Annotated in this window: 21 protein-coding genes; 10 read left to right on the top strand and 11 right to left on the bottom strand. The window is 31.9% G+C overall.

The annotated features are described in order from the left end of the window. The first annotated feature begins 86 nt into the window (after positions 1–86). The 6 genes from mreC to OZP09_RS14785 all read left to right on the top strand — a co-directional run bounded on the left by mreC (position 87) and on the right by OZP09_RS14785 (position 6,083). The gene (gene mreC / locus OZP09_RS14810) at positions 87–917 is read left to right on the top strand and encodes a rod shape-determining protein MreC (protein ID WP_269234504.1); all 831 of its coding nucleotides are present in this window, start codon (positions 87–89) and stop codon (positions 915–917) included. Then, positions 910–1,416, top strand: a complete 507-nt coding sequence (locus OZP09_RS14805; protein ID WP_269234503.1) for a rod shape-determining protein MreD — start codon at positions 910–912, stop codon at positions 1,414–1,416. Before mreC ends, OZP09_RS14805 begins: the two co-directional genes overlap by 8 nt. Next, entirely contained in the window at positions 1,413–3,392 is a 1,980-nt protein-coding gene (mrdA, locus tag OZP09_RS14800) for a penicillin-binding protein 2 (RefSeq protein ID WP_269234502.1), read from the top strand. Before OZP09_RS14805 ends, mrdA begins: the two co-directional genes overlap by 4 nt. A gap of 17 nt (positions 3,393–3,409) precedes the next feature. Then, on the top strand, positions 3,410–4,645 hold the full coding sequence (gene rodA / locus OZP09_RS14795; protein ID WP_223679246.1) for a rod shape-determining protein RodA: 1,236 nt from the start codon (positions 3,410–3,412) through the stop codon (positions 4,643–4,645). Between the two features lie 80 nt (positions 4,646–4,725). Continuing rightward, positions 4,726–5,253 carry a helix-turn-helix domain-containing protein gene (locus OZP09_RS14790; RefSeq protein WP_269234501.1) on the top strand — a complete coding sequence of 176 codons (528 nt, stop codon included), beginning with the start codon at positions 4,726–4,728 and terminating at the stop codon, positions 5,251–5,253. Beyond that, complete coding sequence (locus OZP09_RS14785; RefSeq protein WP_281309590.1) at positions 5,253–6,083, top strand: IS3 family transposase; 831 nt, start codon at positions 5,253–5,255, stop codon at positions 6,081–6,083. The genes OZP09_RS14790 and OZP09_RS14785 overlap by 1 nt, the downstream gene beginning before the upstream one ends. A gap of 51 nt (positions 6,084–6,134) precedes the next feature. On the opposite strand, the gene OZP09_RS14780 is transcribed toward OZP09_RS14785, so the two are convergent. From OZP09_RS14780 to OZP09_RS14735, 10 genes are all read right to left on the bottom strand, one after another. After that, positions 6,135–6,833, bottom strand: coding sequence for a PH domain-containing protein (locus OZP09_RS14780; protein ID WP_269234499.1), 699 nt, complete (start codon positions 6,831–6,833; stop codon positions 6,135–6,137). Positions 6,834–6,939: 106 nt separating this feature from the next. Further along, positions 6,940–7,308, bottom strand: coding sequence for an MmcQ/YjbR family DNA-binding protein (locus tag OZP09_RS14775; protein WP_269234498.1), 369 nt, complete (start codon positions 7,306–7,308; stop codon positions 6,940–6,942). A gap of 6 nt (positions 7,309–7,314) precedes the next feature. After that, positions 7,315–7,665, bottom strand: coding sequence for a DUF4260 domain-containing protein (locus OZP09_RS14770; RefSeq protein ID WP_269237886.1), 351 nt, complete (start codon positions 7,663–7,665; stop codon positions 7,315–7,317). Continuing rightward, the gene (locus OZP09_RS14765; RefSeq protein WP_269234496.1) at positions 7,665–8,069 is read right to left on the bottom strand and encodes a GNAT family N-acetyltransferase; all 405 of its coding nucleotides are present in this window, start codon (positions 8,067–8,069) and stop codon (positions 7,665–7,667) included. The genes OZP09_RS14770 and OZP09_RS14765 overlap by 1 nt, the downstream gene beginning before the upstream one ends. 50 nt (positions 8,070–8,119) lie before the next feature. Then, positions 8,120–9,181: a DUF4421 family protein gene (locus OZP09_RS14760; RefSeq protein ID WP_269234495.1), complete on the bottom strand. Its 1,062-nt coding sequence runs from the start codon at positions 9,179–9,181 to the stop codon at positions 8,120–8,122. Positions 9,182–9,234: 53 nt separating this feature from the next. Then, positions 9,235–10,014, bottom strand: coding sequence for a cyclase family protein (locus tag OZP09_RS14755; RefSeq protein WP_269234494.1), 780 nt, complete (start codon positions 10,012–10,014; stop codon positions 9,235–9,237). 65 nt (positions 10,015–10,079) lie between these two features. Continuing rightward, on the bottom strand, positions 10,080–11,210 hold the full coding sequence (gene hemW / locus OZP09_RS14750; protein WP_269234493.1) for a radical SAM family heme chaperone HemW: 1,131 nt from the start codon (positions 11,208–11,210) through the stop codon (positions 10,080–10,082). Positions 11,211–11,272: 62 nt separating this feature from the next. After that, positions 11,273–12,130, bottom strand: coding sequence for a hypothetical protein (locus tag OZP09_RS14745; protein ID WP_269234492.1), 858 nt, complete (start codon positions 12,128–12,130; stop codon positions 11,273–11,275). Positions 12,131–12,164: 34 nt separating this feature from the next. Further along, positions 12,165–12,719, bottom strand: coding sequence for a crossover junction endodeoxyribonuclease RuvC (ruvC, locus tag OZP09_RS14740; protein WP_031454255.1), 555 nt, complete (start codon positions 12,717–12,719; stop codon positions 12,165–12,167). A gap of 8 nt (positions 12,720–12,727) precedes the next feature. Continuing rightward, complete coding sequence (locus tag OZP09_RS14735; protein WP_281309589.1) at positions 12,728–14,401, bottom strand: WG repeat-containing protein; 1,674 nt, start codon at positions 14,399–14,401, stop codon at positions 12,728–12,730. Between the two features lie 193 nt (positions 14,402–14,594). Here OZP09_RS14735 and OZP09_RS14730 point away from each other — a divergent pair, with 193 nt between their 5' ends. Both OZP09_RS14730 and OZP09_RS14725 read left to right on the top strand, forming a co-directional pair. Next, positions 14,595–15,539, top strand: a complete 945-nt coding sequence (locus OZP09_RS14730; RefSeq protein WP_269234487.1) for a lysylphosphatidylglycerol synthase transmembrane domain-containing protein — start codon at positions 14,595–14,597, stop codon at positions 15,537–15,539. Then, positions 15,536–16,639, top strand: a complete 1,104-nt coding sequence (locus OZP09_RS14725; protein WP_281309588.1) for a glycosyltransferase family 2 protein — start codon at positions 15,536–15,538, stop codon at positions 16,637–16,639. Before OZP09_RS14730 ends, OZP09_RS14725 begins: the two co-directional genes overlap by 4 nt. A 95-nt stretch (positions 16,640–16,734) precedes the next feature. On the opposite strand, the gene OZP09_RS14720 is transcribed toward OZP09_RS14725, so the two are convergent. Further along, on the bottom strand, positions 16,735–17,241 hold the full coding sequence (locus OZP09_RS14720) for a hypothetical protein (protein WP_281309587.1): 507 nt from the start codon (positions 17,239–17,241) through the stop codon (positions 16,735–16,737). A 170-nt stretch (positions 17,242–17,411) separates the two neighbouring features. Between OZP09_RS14720 and OZP09_RS14715 the strand changes: the two genes are divergently transcribed. Together OZP09_RS14715 and OZP09_RS14710 are read left to right on the top strand one after the other, a co-directional pair. Further along, positions 17,412–17,912 carry a DUF456 domain-containing protein gene (locus tag OZP09_RS14715; protein ID WP_281309586.1) on the top strand — a complete coding sequence of 167 codons (501 nt, stop codon included), beginning with the start codon at positions 17,412–17,414 and terminating at the stop codon, positions 17,910–17,912. A gap of 277 nt (positions 17,913–18,189) precedes the next feature. Beyond that, positions 18,190–18,777 (top strand): DUF937 domain-containing protein, encoded by a 588-nt coding sequence (locus tag OZP09_RS14710; RefSeq protein WP_281309585.1) that lies wholly within the window; start codon positions 18,190–18,192, stop codon positions 18,775–18,777. Positions 18,778–18,788 lie beyond the last annotated feature (11 nt).

Raw genomic sequence — 18,788 nt, 5'->3', positions numbered from 1 at the left:
ATTTTTTAGAGTTAAATTATAAATCATTTGACTCTAAAAAAATTTGAACTCAAAGCATATCCTGAAACAAAATAACCAAACAAGAAATGCAGCAAATTTTTAATTTCATTATAAAAAACAGTAATCGTTTGCTGTTTTTGCTGCTTTTAGGTATTTCGTTGGCACTCACAATCCAATCTCACTCATTTCACAGAAGCAGGACTATCAGCTCTGCTAACTTTATTAGTGGTGGCGTTTATGAAAAAATAAACAGCGTAAATGAGTATTTGAATTTAAGAGCTGAAAATGACGAACTGGTACTTGAAAACGCAAGATTAAAAAGTCTTTTATTCAACATAGAAGACACAACAAAAGCACCGATGATTGACAGTATTAAAGGTGTTAAGCCAGCGGATATTATTGTCTCTAAAGTAATTCATAACTCGTATAGCACACACGAAAATTATATTACATTAAATTCCGGATCAAACGAAGGTGTTAAACAAGATATGGGAGTAATTAATAGTTTAGGAATTATTGGTATTGTAGACAATACATCCCCTAACTATTCTACTGTGATTAGTATATTGAATATGAAATCTCAGATTAATGCAAAATTAAAAAAATCAAATCATTTTGGTTCTTTGACCTGGGACGGTAAAAGTACAGGGACTGTTCAATTAACCGATGTTCCGAGACTGGCTTCTGTTAGAAAAGGAGATACTATTGTTACAGGTGGACAATCTGTAATTTTTCCTGAAAATATAAATATTGGTGTAATTGATAAATATTATATAGACACAAAAACAACATTCTATACCATTGATGTCAAATTATTTAACGACATGACTAATTTAGGACATGTTTATATTATTAAAAGTAAGGGAAGGGAAGAACTTATTAATTTAGAAAATAAAAACAAGGAAAAAGATGAATAGCGCACTGTTAGTCAATATTTTTCGATTTATTATGTTACTTGCAATTCAGATTGTTATTTTTAACAACATGAATTTCTTAGGATACATAAGTCCTTACCCGTATATTTTATATATTATTTTGTACCCTGTAAACAGCAATCGATCCGGTTTAATAATTTCGAGTTTTTTATTGGGTATTACAATGGATATGTTTTGTAATTCAGGAGGTATTCATGCAGCAGCCTGTGTTATTTTAGCTTATTACAGACCTTATATTTTCAAATTCTCTTTCGGATTGAGTTATGAATATCAAACTATCAAGCTAAACGAATCCTTAACGCCTGAGCGTTTCTCATTTATTTTAGTTTCTGTTTTCTTACATCATATAGTTTTATTTATACTGGAAGCTTTCCAATTTAAATTCATTTGGGATATTTTGCTCCGCGCTTTATTTAGTTCGATTTTTACAATACTCATTTCTATCATAATCATTTATCTTATTAAGCCAAATAAACGATGAGAAAAGTCCTGCTGCCCACTTTAATTATTATTGCAGCATCTTTGCTAGTGATCAGGATATTTTATTTGCAGATTATTGATGATTCTTTCAAACTGAAATCAGAAAATAATGCCATCAAAATAAAATATGACTACCCTGAACGCGGGTATATTTATGACAGATACGGAAAACTGCTTGTTGCAAACCAGTCATCTTATGATATCATGGTGATTCCAAGAGAAATTAAAGATAATCTCAATATCGCTGAATTCTGCCAACTATTAAATATTACTAAGGAAGAATACGATAAAAGAATAGCCAAAGCGAAGGTGTATAGCCCTAGACTACCATCTGTTTTTTTAGCACAGCTTAACAAGACAGAATTTGCAGCTTTTCAGGAGAAAATAAGAAAATATGAAGGTTTTTATTTTCAAAAACGTTCTCTTCGTGATTATGAAGTTGATTGTGGTGCTAATATTTTTGGTTTTATCACACAGGTAACCGAAAAACAGATTGCAAAAAACCCTTATTACAATAGTGGTGATTTAATTGGTAGGCAAGGCGTTGAAGAAAGCTACGAAGAAATCCTGAGAGGTATAAAAGGTGTAAAATATATCCAAAAAGACAAATACAACAGAGAAATTGGTTCTTATAAAAACGGAAAATATGATACTATAGCTGTTCAGGGAGAAGATATTAATTTAACTATTGATGCTGCACTTCAAAAATATGGTGAAGAATTGATGATCAATAAAAGAGGCGGTATCGTTGCTCTTGAGCCTAGCTCGGGTGAAATTTTAGCACTCGTAACCGCTCCGTCATACGATCCGGGAATCTTAGTTGGAAGAAAGCGCTCTAAGAATTACACACTTTTATATCGTGATTCAATAGCTAAACCGTTATATGACAGAGGACTTTTGGCGGAATACCCACCCGGTTCCCCTTTTAAAATATTAACAGGTCTGGTCGCTTTACAAGAGGGTGTAATTGATGAAAATTTTTCTGTTACCTGTCATCATGGTTTCAGTTATGCAAGAGGGCGATTTATGAGATGTCACTGCAGTGGAGGCCAATTGCAATTACACAGAGCTATTTACCAATCATGCAACACTTTTTTCGCAACTTCTTACATGCGAACAATTAATAAATACACAAAACCTGCTGCTGCAGTAGATGTGTGGAGTAATCACCTTAAAAGTTTTGGGCTAGGTGAATTTATGGGTTACGATTTACCAACTGGTAAGAGAGGGAAAATTCCAACTTCTAAAACATACAAAAAAATGTATCCTAACGGAGGATGGAAAAGTACTGCTATTGTTTCAAATGCTATCGGGCAGGGAGAAGTTGTAATGACACCAATTCAGCTGGCAAATATGATGGCTACAATTGCGAATCAGGGCTATTATTACACCCCTCACATCATAAAAAAGATTGAAGGCAAAAGCATCGATTCAAAATTTACAACAAAACACACAACATCGATTGATAAAAAATATTTCCCTCCAATCATAAGCGGTTTATTTGATGTTTATAATATGGGAACAGCAAGCAGATTAAAAGTTGAAGGCATAGACATCTGTGGAAAAACAGGTACGGCTGAAAATTTTGCGAAGATTGACGGTAAAAGAGTTCAGCTTGAAGATCACTCTATATTTGTTGCATTTGCACCAAAAGACAATCCAAAAATTGCGATTGCAATTATGATTGAAAATGGTGGTTTTGGAGCTTCGATTGCCGGACCTATTGCGAGTTTAATGATAGAAAAATATTTAAAAAAGAAAATTTCCAGAACGGATTTAGAAGTCAGGGTTTTAAACAAAAGCCTTCAAAGCGAATATGCAAAATTAGGCGGACTTTCAGAAAGTGTTAAAAAAGAAATACGAATAAAGGATTCTATTGCAAATGTTGCTAAGTTAGAAATTAAACGAAAAGACTCAATTGCAAAAAGCAAAAGAATAATTCCAAAAACCAAAGCTGATTCCATCAAACGAAATTAATAAGGGATTCATTTAAAATGAAAAATCAAAGTGTAAAAAAAAATATTGATTGGATAAGCGTTATCATTTACAGTATTCTGGTGATTCTGGGGTGGTTAAACATATATTCGTCTTCCTTATCTTCTACAGAAGGAACTTATGAAAAGCAGTTAATATTTATTGGCTGTACCATTCCTTTAATTTTCGTTGTTTTATTCGTTGACGGTAAATTCTATGAAAAATATGCCAGTATCATCTTTGGAGTTGCATTATTATCGCTGGCCGGACTGTTTCTCTTTGGAAAAACAATTGCAGGACAAAGATGCTGGTACGCTATCGGAAGCTTTACACTTCAGCCATCAGAATTTGCGAAAGCAGCTACTTCATTGGCCTTAGCCAAATACCTGAGCGACACACAAATTAATCTTAAGGAAACCAATCGTCAAATACAGGCTCTTGCCATAATATTCCTGCCTGTAATTTTGATCTTGCCGCAACCGGATCCCGGGAGTGCTTTAATTTATAGTATTTTCATTATTGTTTTATATCGGGAAGGACTGCCTGCCTGGTATGTATGGACCGGTTTCATAACCATACTTTTATTTGTACTAACACTCATTTTAGAACCTTATGTTGTCATTTTAATTGCGTTCGCAGTATTGGCTATTATACATTTTAAAGGAAGAGCTGTTGACCGTAATATTATTTTAAGCAGTATACTCCTGGCCATTATTTCAGCATTTGTTTTTTCAGTTGATTATGTTTTTGATCATGTTTTTAAACAACATCACAGAGATCGTTTCAATATATTACTAGGAAAAACAGTCGATATGAAAGGTATCGGATACAATACTAACCAATCTGAGATTGCTATAGGATCAGGAGGCTGGACAGGAAAAGGTTTTTTAGAGGGGACACAGACAAAAGGTGGTTTTGTACCAGAACAGCACACTGATTACATATTTACAACTGTAGGCGAAGAATGGGGATTTGTTGGCTCCTTTATTGTTATTGCATTATTTGCCGGATTACTTTTAAGAATTATTTATTTAGCTGAAAGACAAAAAACAAAATTTAGCAGAGTATACGGATATTGTGTTGCCGGAATTTTATTCATTCACTTTTTTGTAAACATTGCCATGGTAGTTGGTATTTTCCCAACAATTGGTGTACCTCTGCCTTTCTTTTCTTATGGAGGATCTGGTTTATGGGGATTCACCATTTTACTTTTTATATTCTTAAAAATGGATGCCAATAAAGTTAATGAATGGTAGGCAATCTAAAAAATTAAATAAAAAATCCGAAGTTCAATGAACATGCCCCAAAAAGTTAGACACTATTTGGGGTATTTTTTATGGACAGAAAAGTAAAATTCAATTATGCATTTAAGTTAGAATGTGTAGAATTAGTTTTAAAGAAACATTATTCGAACGTGTATGTTTCAAGATTGAAGGGTTTGGACGAGTCCAATATCCGTAAATGGGTAGCTTTTTATAAAGCATACGGCAAAGAGGGCTTATTACCTAGAAGGAATCATAATTATACGGTTGATTTTAAGTTAAAGGTTCTAAAAGCCATTAAAAAAGAATCACTTTCCTTACGCGAGACCTCGGTGAAGTTTAATATTGCCGATGCATCTATTCTGTTAAAATGGCAAAAAGATTTTGCTAACTTTGGAGTTGAAGCATTACAACCAAAACCCAAAGGCAGGCCCAAATCTATGAGCAATTTCAAACGTAAAAAACGCAAATCAGACAAGCCATTATCCAGGGAAGAAGAACTTCTCTTGGAAATTGAAGCCCTGCGCTGTGAGAACGATTTGCTAAAAAAGCTACAAGCCTTAATTCAAGCCGAAGAAGCAGCCAAAAAGCGCAAGCCATAATGGAATTAAGGCATTTATATGATTTAGATTTACTTTTGAATCGTACTAATATGGCACGTAGCAGTTTTTACTACTATGAAAAACAAAGCAAATCTGTGGATAAGTATCAAATTATAAAAGAATTTATAAAATCCATTTATCACAAGCACAAAGGTCGTTATGGCTATAGAAGAATTACCGACGAATTAAACAATAAAGGGATAACTATCAATCATAAAACAGTTTTCAGATTGATGAAGCTATTAGGGCTAAAAAGCATTATTAGAATAAAAAAATATAAATCATATAAAGGGGAACAGGGCAAAATCGCACCTAATATTTTGGAACGCAATTTTAAATCAGAAGCTCCAAATAAAAAATGGGCAACCGACATAACCGAGTTTAATGTATCAGGGAAAAAACTATATTTATCGCCTATTATAGACTTATTCAACCAAGAAATTATCAGTTATGAGCTAGCGGAACGACCCGTATTTAGTCAAGTGGTCGTGATGTTAAAAAAAGCATTTAAGAAAATACCAAACAATACTAATTTGACCTTACATTCTGATCAAGGCTGGCAATACCAAATGAAACAATACCAGCATTTATTGAAAAAAAAAGGAATCGTACAGAGTATGTCCAGAAAAGGGAATTGTCTGGATAATGCGATTATAGAAAACTTCTTCGGGATATTATCCGAATTGTTTTACCTTAAAAAGTACAGTTCTATAAGTCAATTAAAACAAGATATCGAAAATTATATTATCTATTACAATAGAGAAAGAATCAAGTCAAATTTAAACAAAATGAGCCCGATACAATATCGAGCTCATCATTATCAAAATTAATTATAAATTTGTCTAAACTTTTAGGTGCAGTCTAGAACTTCGGATTTTTTATTACATATAACTTAAAATTTCTTTTTTGTAATTATCATATTCACCCTGGAGAATTAAGCCATTATCCAGCAGTTTTTTATAATTCTGTAATTTATCAAAAAGCTCTTCTTTAGATAATTCACTTAATTTACGCTCACCTGTTGACTGAGTTTGTTGAATTGGTTCGAAAGTCTCTGTGTAAGACGGAGCTGCCGGTAAAATTTCTGCAAAATTAGTTACTTCTTCTGTTTCAATTTCTTCAACTGTATCCTCTGGCTCTTCTGCCTGAATAGTTTCTGAAACCGGAGCTGCTATAGTCACCGGATTTTTAAGTAAATCCAATTGTTCTTTTGCGTATGTATATATTTTTCTGGCCTGGATTTTTGGAATATAATCAATTGAAATTGACAAATCAGTATTGGTATTAAAAGAAAATTCTGAACCCAGAATATTTTCTTTTACAAAAGCTCCCGCAACATCATCCCAGGTATAATCTGTAAAATCCATTGAAAGACCCAGATTTTTAGGTTTACAAATAATAATTCTTTTATTCGTTAATACAATACTATCCGGAAAAACAGTAATTGCAGGTTTTTTTTGAACTGCAATATATCCTACTTCCTCTCCTTTCATCAATAAATCATTGAGTTTTGAAGTAATTTTTTCAATCGCTTTAGGATCTTGCTCTTCGTTCAGAAATTTTTTAAATTGTTCTTTCATATTCTATAAACTACTAAGTTGCAAATTAATTGAGTGTTATGTTTTTGACATTCCTTACAAATGTAATGCCTAATTTTCTAATTGCTCCGCCTGTTCAGTAAAAATTTTACCTCGGATCAATAATTTCATTCTGAATTTTCTTTGTCAAACTTTTGAAAACCAATTCATACGAATGATCTATGAGTTCTTTGATAAAAGCAGCCGGTAAATTTCCGTTTAACGAAACTGTATTCCAATGAACTTTACTCATATGAAATCCCGGTTTTATTTCATCATATTCTGCCCTTAATTCCTGAGCACGCTCCGGATCACACTTTAAATTGACAGAGGGTTGATTGTTTTCCCATTGTGATAAAGATGACAAAGCAAACATTTTTCCGCCTACTTTAAATACCAAAGTATCTTCATCAAAAGGAAAATGTTCACTGACACCTTTTTTCGAAAGGCAATATTCGTAAAATGTTTCTAAATTCATAATTGTTTATTTACCAATTTCACCCAAATGAGTGTATTTAAAACCTTTTTCATATTTAAGGCCATAACCAAAAATACGATCCATTGCAGAATGTGACAGCAAAATAACTCCTGCTAATTGCAGAACTTCAATTTTAAAATATGCTCCGAAAATATAAAATAAAATGGCAATTCCTTTATGATGAAACACATTATAAAAAAACGCTCCGCTTTTATTTCCAAATAAATATCCCAGCATCGATAAATCGGGGGCTAAAATCAAAACCAAAAACCACCACCATTCAAAACTTAAAAGACTGAATAAATAGATTCCGAAAATAAATAAAGCCGTTTCTTCGAGTTTAACAATTGTATTCATCATAGTATTTTTTCCATCATTTTTTCAGGATGACTCAGTTTAGAAAATCCGAATTTTTCATATAAAAAATGTGCGTCTGTTGTTGCCAGACGCCAGATTTTAATATCTTTCAGCAATGGTTCATTCATCATATGCTGAATTAAAATGGAAGAGTATCCTTTTCCACGATATTCTTCTGCAATAAAAACATCCATTACATAGCCAAAAACAACATAATCAGTAATTACCCTTGCAAAACCAACTTGTTTTTCATTCAAATAAATTCCAAAACAAACCGACGCATCAATTGTAGTCTGTACTTCTTCAATAGTCCGTCCGGCAGCCCAGTAAATATCTTTTAGAAAATTTTGAATAAACAAAATATCAAGTTTGCTTTTATCTATAGAGACCGTAATTTGGTTCATGGCATGGGAAATATTATATCTTTTTAAACAATTTTTAAGGCTATTGGGTATTACATTTTCATTTTTTCGCCAACTTTTTCAACTGGCTTACTTATAAATTCCGGAGCATCAAAACGATAACCAAAATACAGTAACCCGTAGACTTTGTCATTGGTCACAGCAGTAGCTTTATCTTCATTATAAGAACTGCTGTTAAAATTTAAACTTGCTCCAAAAAGTATACGATCGCTGTTAAAACCCATTTTTAGCCCTCCTTCGAGATTTTGGGTGAAATAGGTTTCATTTTCGATAGTTTCAACTCCCGAACTAATACTTTTATCCTTTAAAAATTTAACTCCAATAGAAGGAGCTAAATGTGGTGCAATATAAAAGTTTTTATGAATGATGAAATTATAATGATACCCTGCAGCCAAACGGATGTCAAACTCTTTTTGTTTACCATCCAGAGTTTCTGTTTTCGAAGTAATCCTGTTGTATGAATAAATCAATGACGGTATAAAACTGCCGGCACTCTTTTCTTCCCATTCGGTAAAGGAAGTTGTGCTTTTAAGGGAAAATTTAGGATTAAACAGATACGAAGTTGACATCTCGTATTGCAGGATTTTGAAATCCGGGAACTGAATATACAGGTCTTTATCTTGCTGCCAATCAGGTACAAAATCAGTCATATTGGCTACATAATAACCTTTTGTTTTGCTAAATTGAGCTGTTTGAATCCATCTGCCAAAAAAGAAGCGGAAATTATAATCTGAAAAAGAAGATTTTCCTTTTAAATCTTCATCGTTATTTCCTCCAAAAAAATTAGGATAAAAACCATAACTAAAACCGATAAATTTATAATCAATACTTAGAAACAGCTTATAACTGTTATTAGTTTGCAAATCCAAATCAGGTCCGTTTGCATTGTCTAAAAAATAGGCATCTGTCTGGGTACTGAGATTTGTTCTTACCATTATTTTATCCGAGTAATAAATAAAATTTAAGGTGTCTTTTTTTGTTTCGTCCTGGCTGAATAATTTTGTAGAACTCAAAACAAAAAACACCAAAAAAGGACATATTCCAGCAAAATAATTACTGGCCGAATATGAACTCTGTTTCTTTGATGCTTTCAATGTTAACTAATTTGGCTTTAGTAAATATAACCTAATCAAAACTGAATTGAAAATTATTTATCAAAAGTTTCCAATGCATACAAAACCGGTTTACTCGGGCTTGCATCGTTTTCAAAAGAAGTAATTTGTATGTTTAAAAGATAATTTCCGTCCTGGATTTCGTTTGGCACAAAAATCATTTCTGTGATTGTCGTTTCAAAACGTGCATCGCTGTTTAAATTATGTGTGTCCTTAACATTCCAAAAAGCTTTATGCGCCAACAATTTTCCTTCATCATGCTCACGGTCAACACTTGGCAAATCAATTAAAAGATGCTGAATTTCGCTTTCGCGGATAAAAACCGCTGCATCTTCAGACAAATAGGGTGGATTTGTATTCGAATACTTTCTTGATTTTTTATCTTTTTGATTAGGAAGCGTTCTAATAATAATTGCTTCTGTTTTTGAAAAATCTGAACTATTGAGAGCATTTGAAACCTGCTCTTTTGTAATCACAAAATCTTCCTCAATTTTTTCAGGTTCGATGGTAATCAGTCTGGCAAAAAAGAAAAACTTTTTTAAAGATTGGTTTATACTGTAAAAATCATTTGTAATATGCCCTAAACATTCCGTATGCGTACCATGCCCATGCGGATTAAAGAAAATATTATTGAAATTAGTCGATGATTTTCCTTCAGAAACTTTGCCGATCCAGTCTCCAAAAACTACGGGTTCAATAACCGGCTTTTCTATATACCATGCAATTGGGTTTTCATCTGTATTCGTTAAAGGAATTGAGATATCAATGGGTTTCAAAAGGTCAATTTGATATTTATCTTCAATAATTGCAATCATTTTGAACAAGTTTTACAGCTATTATAACGCGGATATTACGAATTTAATCAGCGTTTCATTTACTCTTACAAATTTAGATAAAATAAATCTGAAGCAATTCCATCCGCTAAAAATTTTCCTTTTAGAGTGGGTTTCAGTATGTTATTTTCTATTGAAAGTAAATCATCATTTAAGAACTTTTGAGATTGTTTTTGAAGATAATTTAGATATTCCAATCCAAACTCATTTTCAATTCTTTCCAAAGAAACACCCCAAATCGTTCGTAATCCTGTCATAATATATTCATTATAACGATCAGATGTATTCAGAATTTCAGTTTCTATGGGAAGTTTATTTTCCTGAATTGATTTTAGGTAAAGCGAATTATTAGCGATATTCCAGCCTCTTTTTTCACCGTCATAGCTATGTGCAGAAGGTCCGATTCCGATATATTTTTTCCCGAGCCAGTAAGCTGAATTGTTTTTAGAGAAATAATTTTCTTTTCCAAAATTGGATAATTCATAATGAATGAAACCATTTTTCTGAAGCATTTCAACTAAAATCATAAAATGATTTGAAGCAGCTTCATCCTGAGGTTCTGCAATTTTTCCAGTTTGAATTAGCTTGCTCAAAGCTGTTTTTGGCTCAACTGTCAAAGCGTAACTCGAAATATGCGGAATACCAAAATCCAGAGCGGTCTGAATATTTTGTTTCCACATTTCGTCAGTCATTCCTGGAATTCCATAAATTAAATCGAGCGAAATATTGTCGAAATACTTAATCGCTTCTTCCAGACATTTTTTGGCTTCTGCCGAATTATGAGCGCGGTTCATCATTTTTAAATCTTCTTCATAAAAAGACTGAATTCCGATACTTAAGCGGTTTATCGGACTTTTAGATAATTCTAAAATCCGTTCCAAAGACAAATCATCCGGATTGGCTTCCTGAGTGATTTCAGGATTTTCGATGACCTTGTAATTCTTATAAACTTCAGAAATCAAAAAATTTATTTCTTCATTACTTAAAACTGAAGGTGTTCCTCCGCCAAAATAAATCGTTTCTACAATTTCATTCTCAAATTCATTTTTTCGCATACCAATTTCTTTGGCCAATGCAAAAACCATATCATCTTTCTTTTTCATCGAAGTCGAAAAATGAAAGTCGCAGTAATGACAAGCTTGTTTGCAAAATGGTATGTGAATGTAGATTCCTGACATAATAAAAAAGAGCAAGTTAAATCTTGCTCTTCAATAATCAATACTAAATTATGTTTTTTTCACTAAAGTCCTTCTTTAAAATTACCGTTTGAAATTATTATTTTCGTTTTGGTTAATGGATTTGTTGCTGTCAGGCTAAATGTTCCAGCTGCGTAAGAATCATTAATAGTGGTAAAAGTTATGGTTCCTGAAACATCAAAATCAATAAATTCATGTGTTGATAAATCATATTTTTGAAAAGTAATTCTATTTGCAAAATTATTGTTGGTAAAAGAGAAAGTTCCTGCTTTTGCTCCATACTTAGGAAAAGCAATACCAATTATATATTCACTGTCATTTTCTGCGTAAAGTATTTTTGTTTCCTGATTTTCAACTGTACTACTCATAGATAAACCATGCCAGTCTTTTCCGTCTATTTTTGCAAAAGTCCCATATCCTTCAAGAGATGATGATGGATCATCTTTATATGAAACCTTAAATGATCCACTTACATTAATATAATCTGATTCATGATCATATGGATCATCATAAACCTTTCCAGAAAATTTTACCTGAATTGTTTTGTTTGTCGTATTCAAATTTTCTAAAGTGAATGTAAAAGTATTAGATGTAAAATGTTCTGAAGCCTCCAAGAAAGGGATATTACTTGTAATAGCAGTTCCGTAGGTAAAAGCTTCATATAAATTTCCATAAATATTGAATTTAAAATCGATTCCCACTCCTCCATCTGCGGACTGTCCTGTGACTTCTATTAAATCACCTAATTTAATGGCTTCCCAGGTTTTTACATTTTGCACTTTACCATCATAAGTAAATTTAAAATAAGAGTCTCCTGATTGGTTATCACCGTTGTCATCAGAAGAGCATGAAGAAATAAGTGTTGCAAATAAAATAAACGCAATAAATTTAAGTTTTGTCATTAGTTAAAGATTATGTTAATTTCGGCAAATATACTTATTTTCTTATCTTATCCTCATTTTGCTTGACAAAAGCATCCCAGCCAGAATAACTTTTTCCGGCCACTACTTTTCCTGAATTGAAATGATGACAAACAGCTGCCGCCAAACCATCAGTCGAATCCAAATTTTTGGGTAATTCTTTTAAACCTAAAAGCTGCTGCAGCATTTTGGCAACTTGTTCTTTGCTGGCGTTTCCGTTTCCGGTAATCGCCATTTTTATTTTTTTAGGTTCATATTCCGTAATTGGAATATCCCTTGAAAGTCCGGCTGCCATCGCAACGCCTTGCGCACGACCTAATTTCAGCATCGACTGGACGTTTTTACCAAAGAAAGGAGCTTCAATTGCAATTTCATCCGGATGATGTGTTTCGATTAATTCGATAGTTCTTTCGAAAATAATTTTCAGTTTTTGGTAATGATTATCGTATTTGGAAAGCTGCAATTCATTCAATTGCAGAAATTCCATTTTTTTATTGGTTACTTTGATCAGTCCAAAACCCATAATTGTGGTTCCAGGGTCAATACCTAATATGATGCGTTCTTTTGTCACTTTTTTAATTATAATCGAAGAATTTTTTCTTCTATTTCTTTTTTTGAAATATTAGATCTAATGACTTCGTTTTTATTATTTACTATATTGTATTTTCCATTTTGTAACACATAAAATTCATTTTTTTTCTTTTTAGGCACAAAAATAGATTCAACATATATTTTTTCATACATAAAAGGAATAACGGGTTTGTTTTGTATTGTAACTACTCCATATTTTCCATTTTTTGAGAGAATAATTGTTTTATCATCATGATAAAAAAGACTATTATAAACAACAGGAATAACTGTTTTTCCTTGTTTTGTAATCAAACCTTGTTTGTTGTCTTTTGTCACAAAATGATAATTTTCACCAGGACCATATTCAACCCAATTTGACATTTCACTATATGTAAAAGGAATAATGATTCTTCCAGCTCGATCTATAACGCCATACTTATCATTTTGTTTAGCAATAAATCTATTTTTAGTATCATAGAAGCAAGGCGATATCTCTTGAAAGGTAAAATCAAAAATCGGTTTTAGATTTTTATCTATTATTCCAAATTTGTTATTTTTCTGTACAATGTAATAATCTAATTCCTTAGTGTCAGCGTAAATTAATTCGTTCTCAATTGGGTAAGTTATTTTGTTATTGGAATCGATTAATCCAAATTTTCCTTTATATTTAACAATTGCGTTATAATTGCTTGCAAAATCTTCAAGTTGATCATAAATAATTGGAATTATCAATTTTCCTTTTGTGTCGATTGCGCCATATTTTCCATTCAAATTCTGAATATGGTAAATTTTTTCAATTTTTTTATTTAAACGACAATAATCAAAAGAGAAGTTTTTTATATTATCATAAACTTTCTTTGCATACTCATCAAGTAAAACCAGATGATTATCCTTTTTAGCAGCAAAAATTTCAGATTCATGGTATGACTCTTCGGGATTTTCTATGGTGTCATATTCGAGCTTTACACGCTCTTTCCCAAATTCATCAATAATTCCGTAATTTCCATTTTTAGAAACAATTGCAATTCTGTTTTGATTGAATCTTTCGCCGGTGTTGTATTTCCCAAAAGAAATTATTTCTTTTAAGTTTTTATTTAAATACGCAATTTGATTATTTTTTTTAACTAAAATTAAACCGTTTTTCCAAAAAGTATTTCCTGCAATATTATCTTTCTCAAAACTTGTCAGAACTATTTCATCATAAATAAAATCTGTTTTCTGTTTTCCTTGATTGTTATAAAATGCCCATTTTTTATTTTTCGACACAACAACTAAACTGTCGAATGTACTTTGGTTCGCATCATCATAAATAATTGGAATTATTTCTTTTCCAGTTTTATCTATAAAACCAAACTTTTTATTTTTTTCTACAAGCGCTAATCCTGAATCTTCAAAATCGTTATCACTATCAAATTGAATAGGAATTACAATTTTTCCGGTTCGATTCACGAAACCATATCTGTCATTTTTTTTAACACAAGCTAAATCCTTATTAAATAGATTAATATCATCATATTCAAAAGGAACAATTATCTTTTCATTAATATCAATATAACCGTGTTTGTCTTTTAATTCAGCCAATATCATTCCTTTTTCATCCATTGGATTTAGAAATTTATATTTCCCAAGCGGAATAACAACTTTTCCATTTCCATCATTATAGCCACATGAGTTTTCTACCATAATTCGAACATACGAACTAGACGATTTATTCTCGATTTTATTACATGAAATTAGGAGTAATAATAGAAAACATGATATGATACGTTCTTTTGTCAAGTTTATTTTGTTTCAAGTTATCTGAATCTCGAATAAATCATTTTCTAATTTACTAATTGCCACATTATCTCATTCTCAAATTGACTACTTTTGCGGCATGATTTCAATTCCTAACAAAGCTAAGCAATTCCTTGTTCTTCTGGCCAAACTTTTGATTGTTGGCGGCGCATTTTATTTTATTTACGACCAGCTGGCGAACAATAATAAACTCGACTGGCAGAAGTTCATTGTATTGTTCCGAAAAAATCAGTCGGTTTTAGGAGTTGGATTTATCTTGCTGTTGAGCGTGCTGAATCGCTTTTTTGAAATTTTAAAATGGCAGAATTTAGCCAGAGTCATATATCCGATATCTTTAGGAGAAGCAACAAAACAGGTTTTAGCTGCCTTAACCGCCGGCATTTTCACTCCAAACGGAGTTGGGGAATACGCCGGAAAAGCTTTGTATTATCCTAAAGCGGAAGCTAAAAAAGTGGTGTTCCTGAACTTAATCTGTAACGGGATCCAGATGATTTTGACCATCATTTTTGGCATTTTCGGTTTGTTATATTTCAATGCACTTTACGATGTCATTACCACAAAATCAGTATTGATTTTATTTGGCGGATTTGTATTGATTCTGATTCTGTTATTTTCAATAAAAAAGATAAAAGTAAAAGGATTTTCAATTGAAAAACTGATTCATAAAATCAATGAAATCCCTAAACCAGTTCATCAGAAAAATATATTTTTAGGCATTTGCCGTTATTTGGTTTTCTCGCACCAATATTACTTTTTGTTTCTCGCTTTTGAAGTTCATTTACCTTATTTAACTTTAATGGCCGCTATTACTTCTGTCTATTTTTTGGCTTCTTCATTACCCACATTTCAGTTTTTGGATTTTGCGGTAAAAGGCAGCGTTGCGATTTATTTCTTTGGAATTTTAGGCGTAAACGAATGGATTGTGGTTTTCATCAGCACTTTAATGTGGTTTTTAAATGTAGTTCTTCCTGTAGTTTTAGGAAGTTATTATGTTTTGAATTTTAAAACAAAAACTGCTGCATGAGTCTGATATTGTTCGTCATATTAAAAATTTATGTTATAACAATCGGCTTGCTGATTTATGGCTTTTTCAAAGTCAAAAAATATCAAAGATCAGATTTAGAACCTAAAACAAGTTTTACGATTATAGTTCCGTTTCGCAATGAAACAGAAAATTTGCCGCTACTTTTAGAAAGCTTTTCGAAATTAAATTACCCACTTGATTTATTTGAAGTGATTTTGGTTGATGATAATTCAACAGATAAATTTCAAGTTTTAAATTCCAAATTCCAAATTTCGATAATTGACAACATTCGGGTTTCAAATTCCCCTAAAAAAGACGCGATTACCAGTGCAATGCAACATGTAAAAACCGAATGGGTTATTACCACCGATGCCGATTGTATTGTTCCTGAAAACTGGCTTTTATCATTCGACAATTATATTCAGGAAAATAAAATCTCGATGCTCGCAGGGGCAGTTAGGTATGATTGCAAAAAATCATTTTTAGATCATTTCCAGCAATTGGATTTAACAAGCCTGCAAGGGGCTACCATTGGAAGTTTTGGACTTGACTATGCTTTTATGTGCAATGGCGCCAATTTTGCGTATACGAAATCATTATTTGAAAGCTTAAACGGCTTTGAAGGAAACAATAAAATTGCCAGCGGAGATGATGTTTTTTTATTACAAAAAGCAAATAAGAGATTCCCAAAAGAAGTTCATTATTTAAAAAGTGAAGAAGCTATCATAACCACCAAACCAACTGAAACCTGGAAAGCCTTATTTTATCAAAGAGTACGCTGGGCGGCAAAGACAAGCTCGTATCAAAGTTCGTTTGGAAAGTTATTGGGATTGATTGTTTTCTTTGGAAATTTGAGTTTTGTTATTGGATTTTTATTTCTCCTTTTCGGAATCTGGTCGTATCCTATTTTTGTTTTATTTGCTTTTCTTAAGTTTGTTATAGATTTTGTCTTGCTTTATATCACCAGTCTTTATTTGACTAAAGGCCATCTAAAAAGTTGGCTTTTGAGTAGTCTGTTTTATCCCTTTTTTAGTTCGGCTGTAGCTTTATACAGTTTGTTTGGCTCTTATGAATGGAAAAACCGTCGGTTTAAAGTATAATTTTCTTTTGAATCTTACTGCCTAGCCCTGATGGTAGAGACATCCTTTTTATTTTTTCTTTAAAAATAAAAAGATATAACGGACAGCAGGAACAGCTACTTTAAATCCTTCTCATTTAGTTTATTTTTCTTTTCCTTAAGAATGACAGGTAAAATAAATTGTGATTTAACGGGAATTCCACGTTTAATGGCTGGATTCACTTTTGGAAAATCTATCAATCGTGCGCGGAGAATACTATCGATTTTTATCGTGTCATAAGTCACTGAATCTTTAGGGAACTGTGGTTCAAATTCCAGGGTCGAATTAGGAAAGACAGTTACTTTAACTTCTATGGTATCTAATTCGGGATACAAAATGGAGAGTGTATCTATATCCAGTTTTTCCTGAATAAGCTGCGACATGATTTCGAAAAAACATTGCTGTCGCTGACTTTTATCGCTGATTTTCTCGCAGTCTGGCACAGAGGGGTATTCATCAACTACTTTCCAGTTGATTGATTTTAATTCTTTTTGAAGCAATTCTTTTTCAGAAGGTATCTGCTTCTCAAAATATTGACAAGAATTTAAAGATATGAAAACAAAAAAAAGAAAAAAACGTTTCAAGATTTTGATGTTGATTTGACTAATATTGTAAAAATACGATTATTTTTTGGTAAACTTTGTATTGCAAATATTCTTCAAAGAGAAATTATGAACTATTTTTTCATTACTTTATAAATGATGATTCAATAGATGACATAAATTTACAATTAAAATTTACAACGGTTTTTAGTATGGATTTAGTATTAGTTTTACTTGGTTTTATCTGCATGGCTATAGGAATCATGGGAAGTTTTTTGCCTGTTTTACCCGGGCTGTCAAGTTGTTGGGTTGGTTTGTTATTACTGTATTTAACCAAAGCGGTTGAAAATAATTACTGGGTTTTAGGAATTACTTTTATCATCATGATTATTATCACGATTTTAGATTATGTGATTCCAGCCAAGGGAACTAAACGTTTTGGCGGCAGCTCATACGGCATTTGGGGAACTAATATTGGTCTTATAGTTGGCATCCTTGCCCCAATTCCTTTCGGAATAATTATAGGCCCATTTGCAGGGGCATTTATAGGTGAAATGTTATACGATTCTAAAGATCATAGAAGAGCATTTAAGGCTGCAACAGGTTCACTAATTGGTTTTTTAGCCTCCGGTTTTATCAATTTTTTAATGTGCATTATTTATATGGGATTATTTCTTACTATAGTTTGGCAGAACAGAAATTTATTGTTTTAATCGCTTATAAACACTTAAGTATTTTCTTATTTTTATGGTCGTTCAAATAAAAAATCTTTTTTTTATTCTAAATTAATGCTACTTGGTATTATGACAAAGTATGATATTCGTTGATAATACTATAATTTATTAGTTAAATTGCAGAAAAGTCAAAATAATATATTTAACTTATTTTTTGGATATGTTAATTTATTTTATATTTTTATCACTATAATCGACAAAATACCACATTTAATCGGTTTATTGACAGCAATTATTAACTAATCCCGTAACAATTATGACCCCAAATCTACAAATTGAACTACGCCGTTTTATCTCGTCTAATGTCATCTCAAAACTTAACAAATTCTATTTCGAAAATGATGCCTTACTAATTAAGGCTATCGATGTGTCGCTGGGAACTGTTTTAATGGGATGCTATAACAATTTTGATGAAAAAGCTTTAGCCGAAATGACTGAGCTTGTACCAGAATCAACATTTTACAAAGAAGTTGATTTTACTTCTTCGAGAATTTTGTCTGTGGATGAAAATTATAAATCAGAAGGAAATCACTTTTTAGAAAAAATTTTCACCAGCAAAAAAGCCAGAATTACTGAAATGATTTCGAATGAAGTTGGCATCAAAAGTGAAACAGCACGTGAAGTTTTAAACTTTTCTACATTGCTTATCCTTTCTTATTTAAAGTATAATGCTGAAGTAGCTTCAAGTTTAAAATTGCTTCTGGATGAACAAAAAAGAGACATCTTAAACAGCATACCTCCGGGAATTAAAATTATTTTAGGCTTCTCTTGTTATGAAACTGTGGAAGAAAAAAATAATTCGCGTTTTGCAAGATCAATTTTTAATCTTTTTGGAAACAGCTAAATTTTAAATAG

The organism is Flavobacterium flavigenum (assembly GCF_027111255.2).
Classification (GTDB): Bacteria; Bacteroidota; Bacteroidia; order Flavobacteriales; family Flavobacteriaceae; genus Flavobacterium; species Flavobacterium flavigenum.
Note: the sequence above shows the minus strand (reverse complement) of the source record. Positions and strands in the feature narration are given on the sequence as shown.

Bases quoted from the DNA above. Each gene is read 5' to 3' on its own strand.
- mreC (WP_269234504.1), top strand. From the start codon at position 87: ATGCAGCAAATTTTTAATTTCATTATAAAAAACAGTAATCGTTTGCTG.
- OZP09_RS14805 (WP_269234503.1), top strand. From the start codon at position 910: ATGAATAGCGCACTGTTAGTCAATATTTTTCGATTTATTATGTTACTT.
- mrdA (WP_269234502.1), top strand. From the start codon at position 1,413: ATGAGAAAAGTCCTGCTGCCCACTTTAATTATTATTGCAGCATCTTTG.
- rodA (WP_223679246.1), top strand. From the start codon at position 3,410: ATGAAAAATCAAAGTGTAAAAAAAAATATTGATTGGATAAGCGTTATC.
- OZP09_RS14790 (WP_269234501.1), top strand. From the start codon at position 4,726: ATGGACAGAAAAGTAAAATTCAATTATGCATTTAAGTTAGAATGTGTA.
- OZP09_RS14785 (WP_281309590.1), top strand. From the start codon at position 5,253: ATGGAATTAAGGCATTTATATGATTTAGATTTACTTTTGAATCGTACT.
- OZP09_RS14780 (WP_269234499.1), bottom strand. From the start codon at position 6,833: ATGAAAGAACAATTTAAAAAATTTCTGAACGAAGAGCAAGATCCTAAA.
- OZP09_RS14775 (WP_269234498.1), bottom strand. From the start codon at position 7,308: ATGAATTTAGAAACATTTTACGAATATTGCCTTTCGAAAAAAGGTGTC.
- OZP09_RS14770 (WP_269237886.1), bottom strand. From the start codon at position 7,665: ATGAATACAATTGTTAAACTCGAAGAAACGGCTTTATTTATTTTCGGA.
- OZP09_RS14765 (WP_269234496.1), bottom strand. From the start codon at position 8,069: ATGAACCAAATTACGGTCTCTATAGATAAAAGCAAACTTGATATTTTG.
- OZP09_RS14755 (WP_269234494.1), bottom strand. From the start codon at position 10,014: ATGATTGCAATTATTGAAGATAAATATCAAATTGACCTTTTGAAACCC.
- hemW (WP_269234493.1), bottom strand. From the start codon at position 11,210: ATGTCAGGAATCTACATTCACATACCATTTTGCAAACAAGCTTGTCAT.
- OZP09_RS14745 (WP_269234492.1), bottom strand. From the start codon at position 12,130: ATGACAAAACTTAAATTTATTGCGTTTATTTTATTTGCAACACTTATT.
- OZP09_RS14735 (WP_281309589.1), bottom strand. From the start codon at position 14,401: ATGGTAGAAAACTCATGTGGCTATAATGATGGAAATGGAAAAGTTGTT.
- OZP09_RS14730 (WP_269234487.1), top strand. From the start codon at position 14,595: ATGATTTCAATTCCTAACAAAGCTAAGCAATTCCTTGTTCTTCTGGCC.
- OZP09_RS14725 (WP_281309588.1), top strand. From the start codon at position 15,536: ATGAGTCTGATATTGTTCGTCATATTAAAAATTTATGTTATAACAATC.
- OZP09_RS14715 (WP_281309586.1), top strand. From the start codon at position 17,412: ATGGATTTAGTATTAGTTTTACTTGGTTTTATCTGCATGGCTATAGGA.
- OZP09_RS14710 (WP_281309585.1), top strand. From the start codon at position 18,190: ATGACCCCAAATCTACAAATTGAACTACGCCGTTTTATCTCGTCTAAT.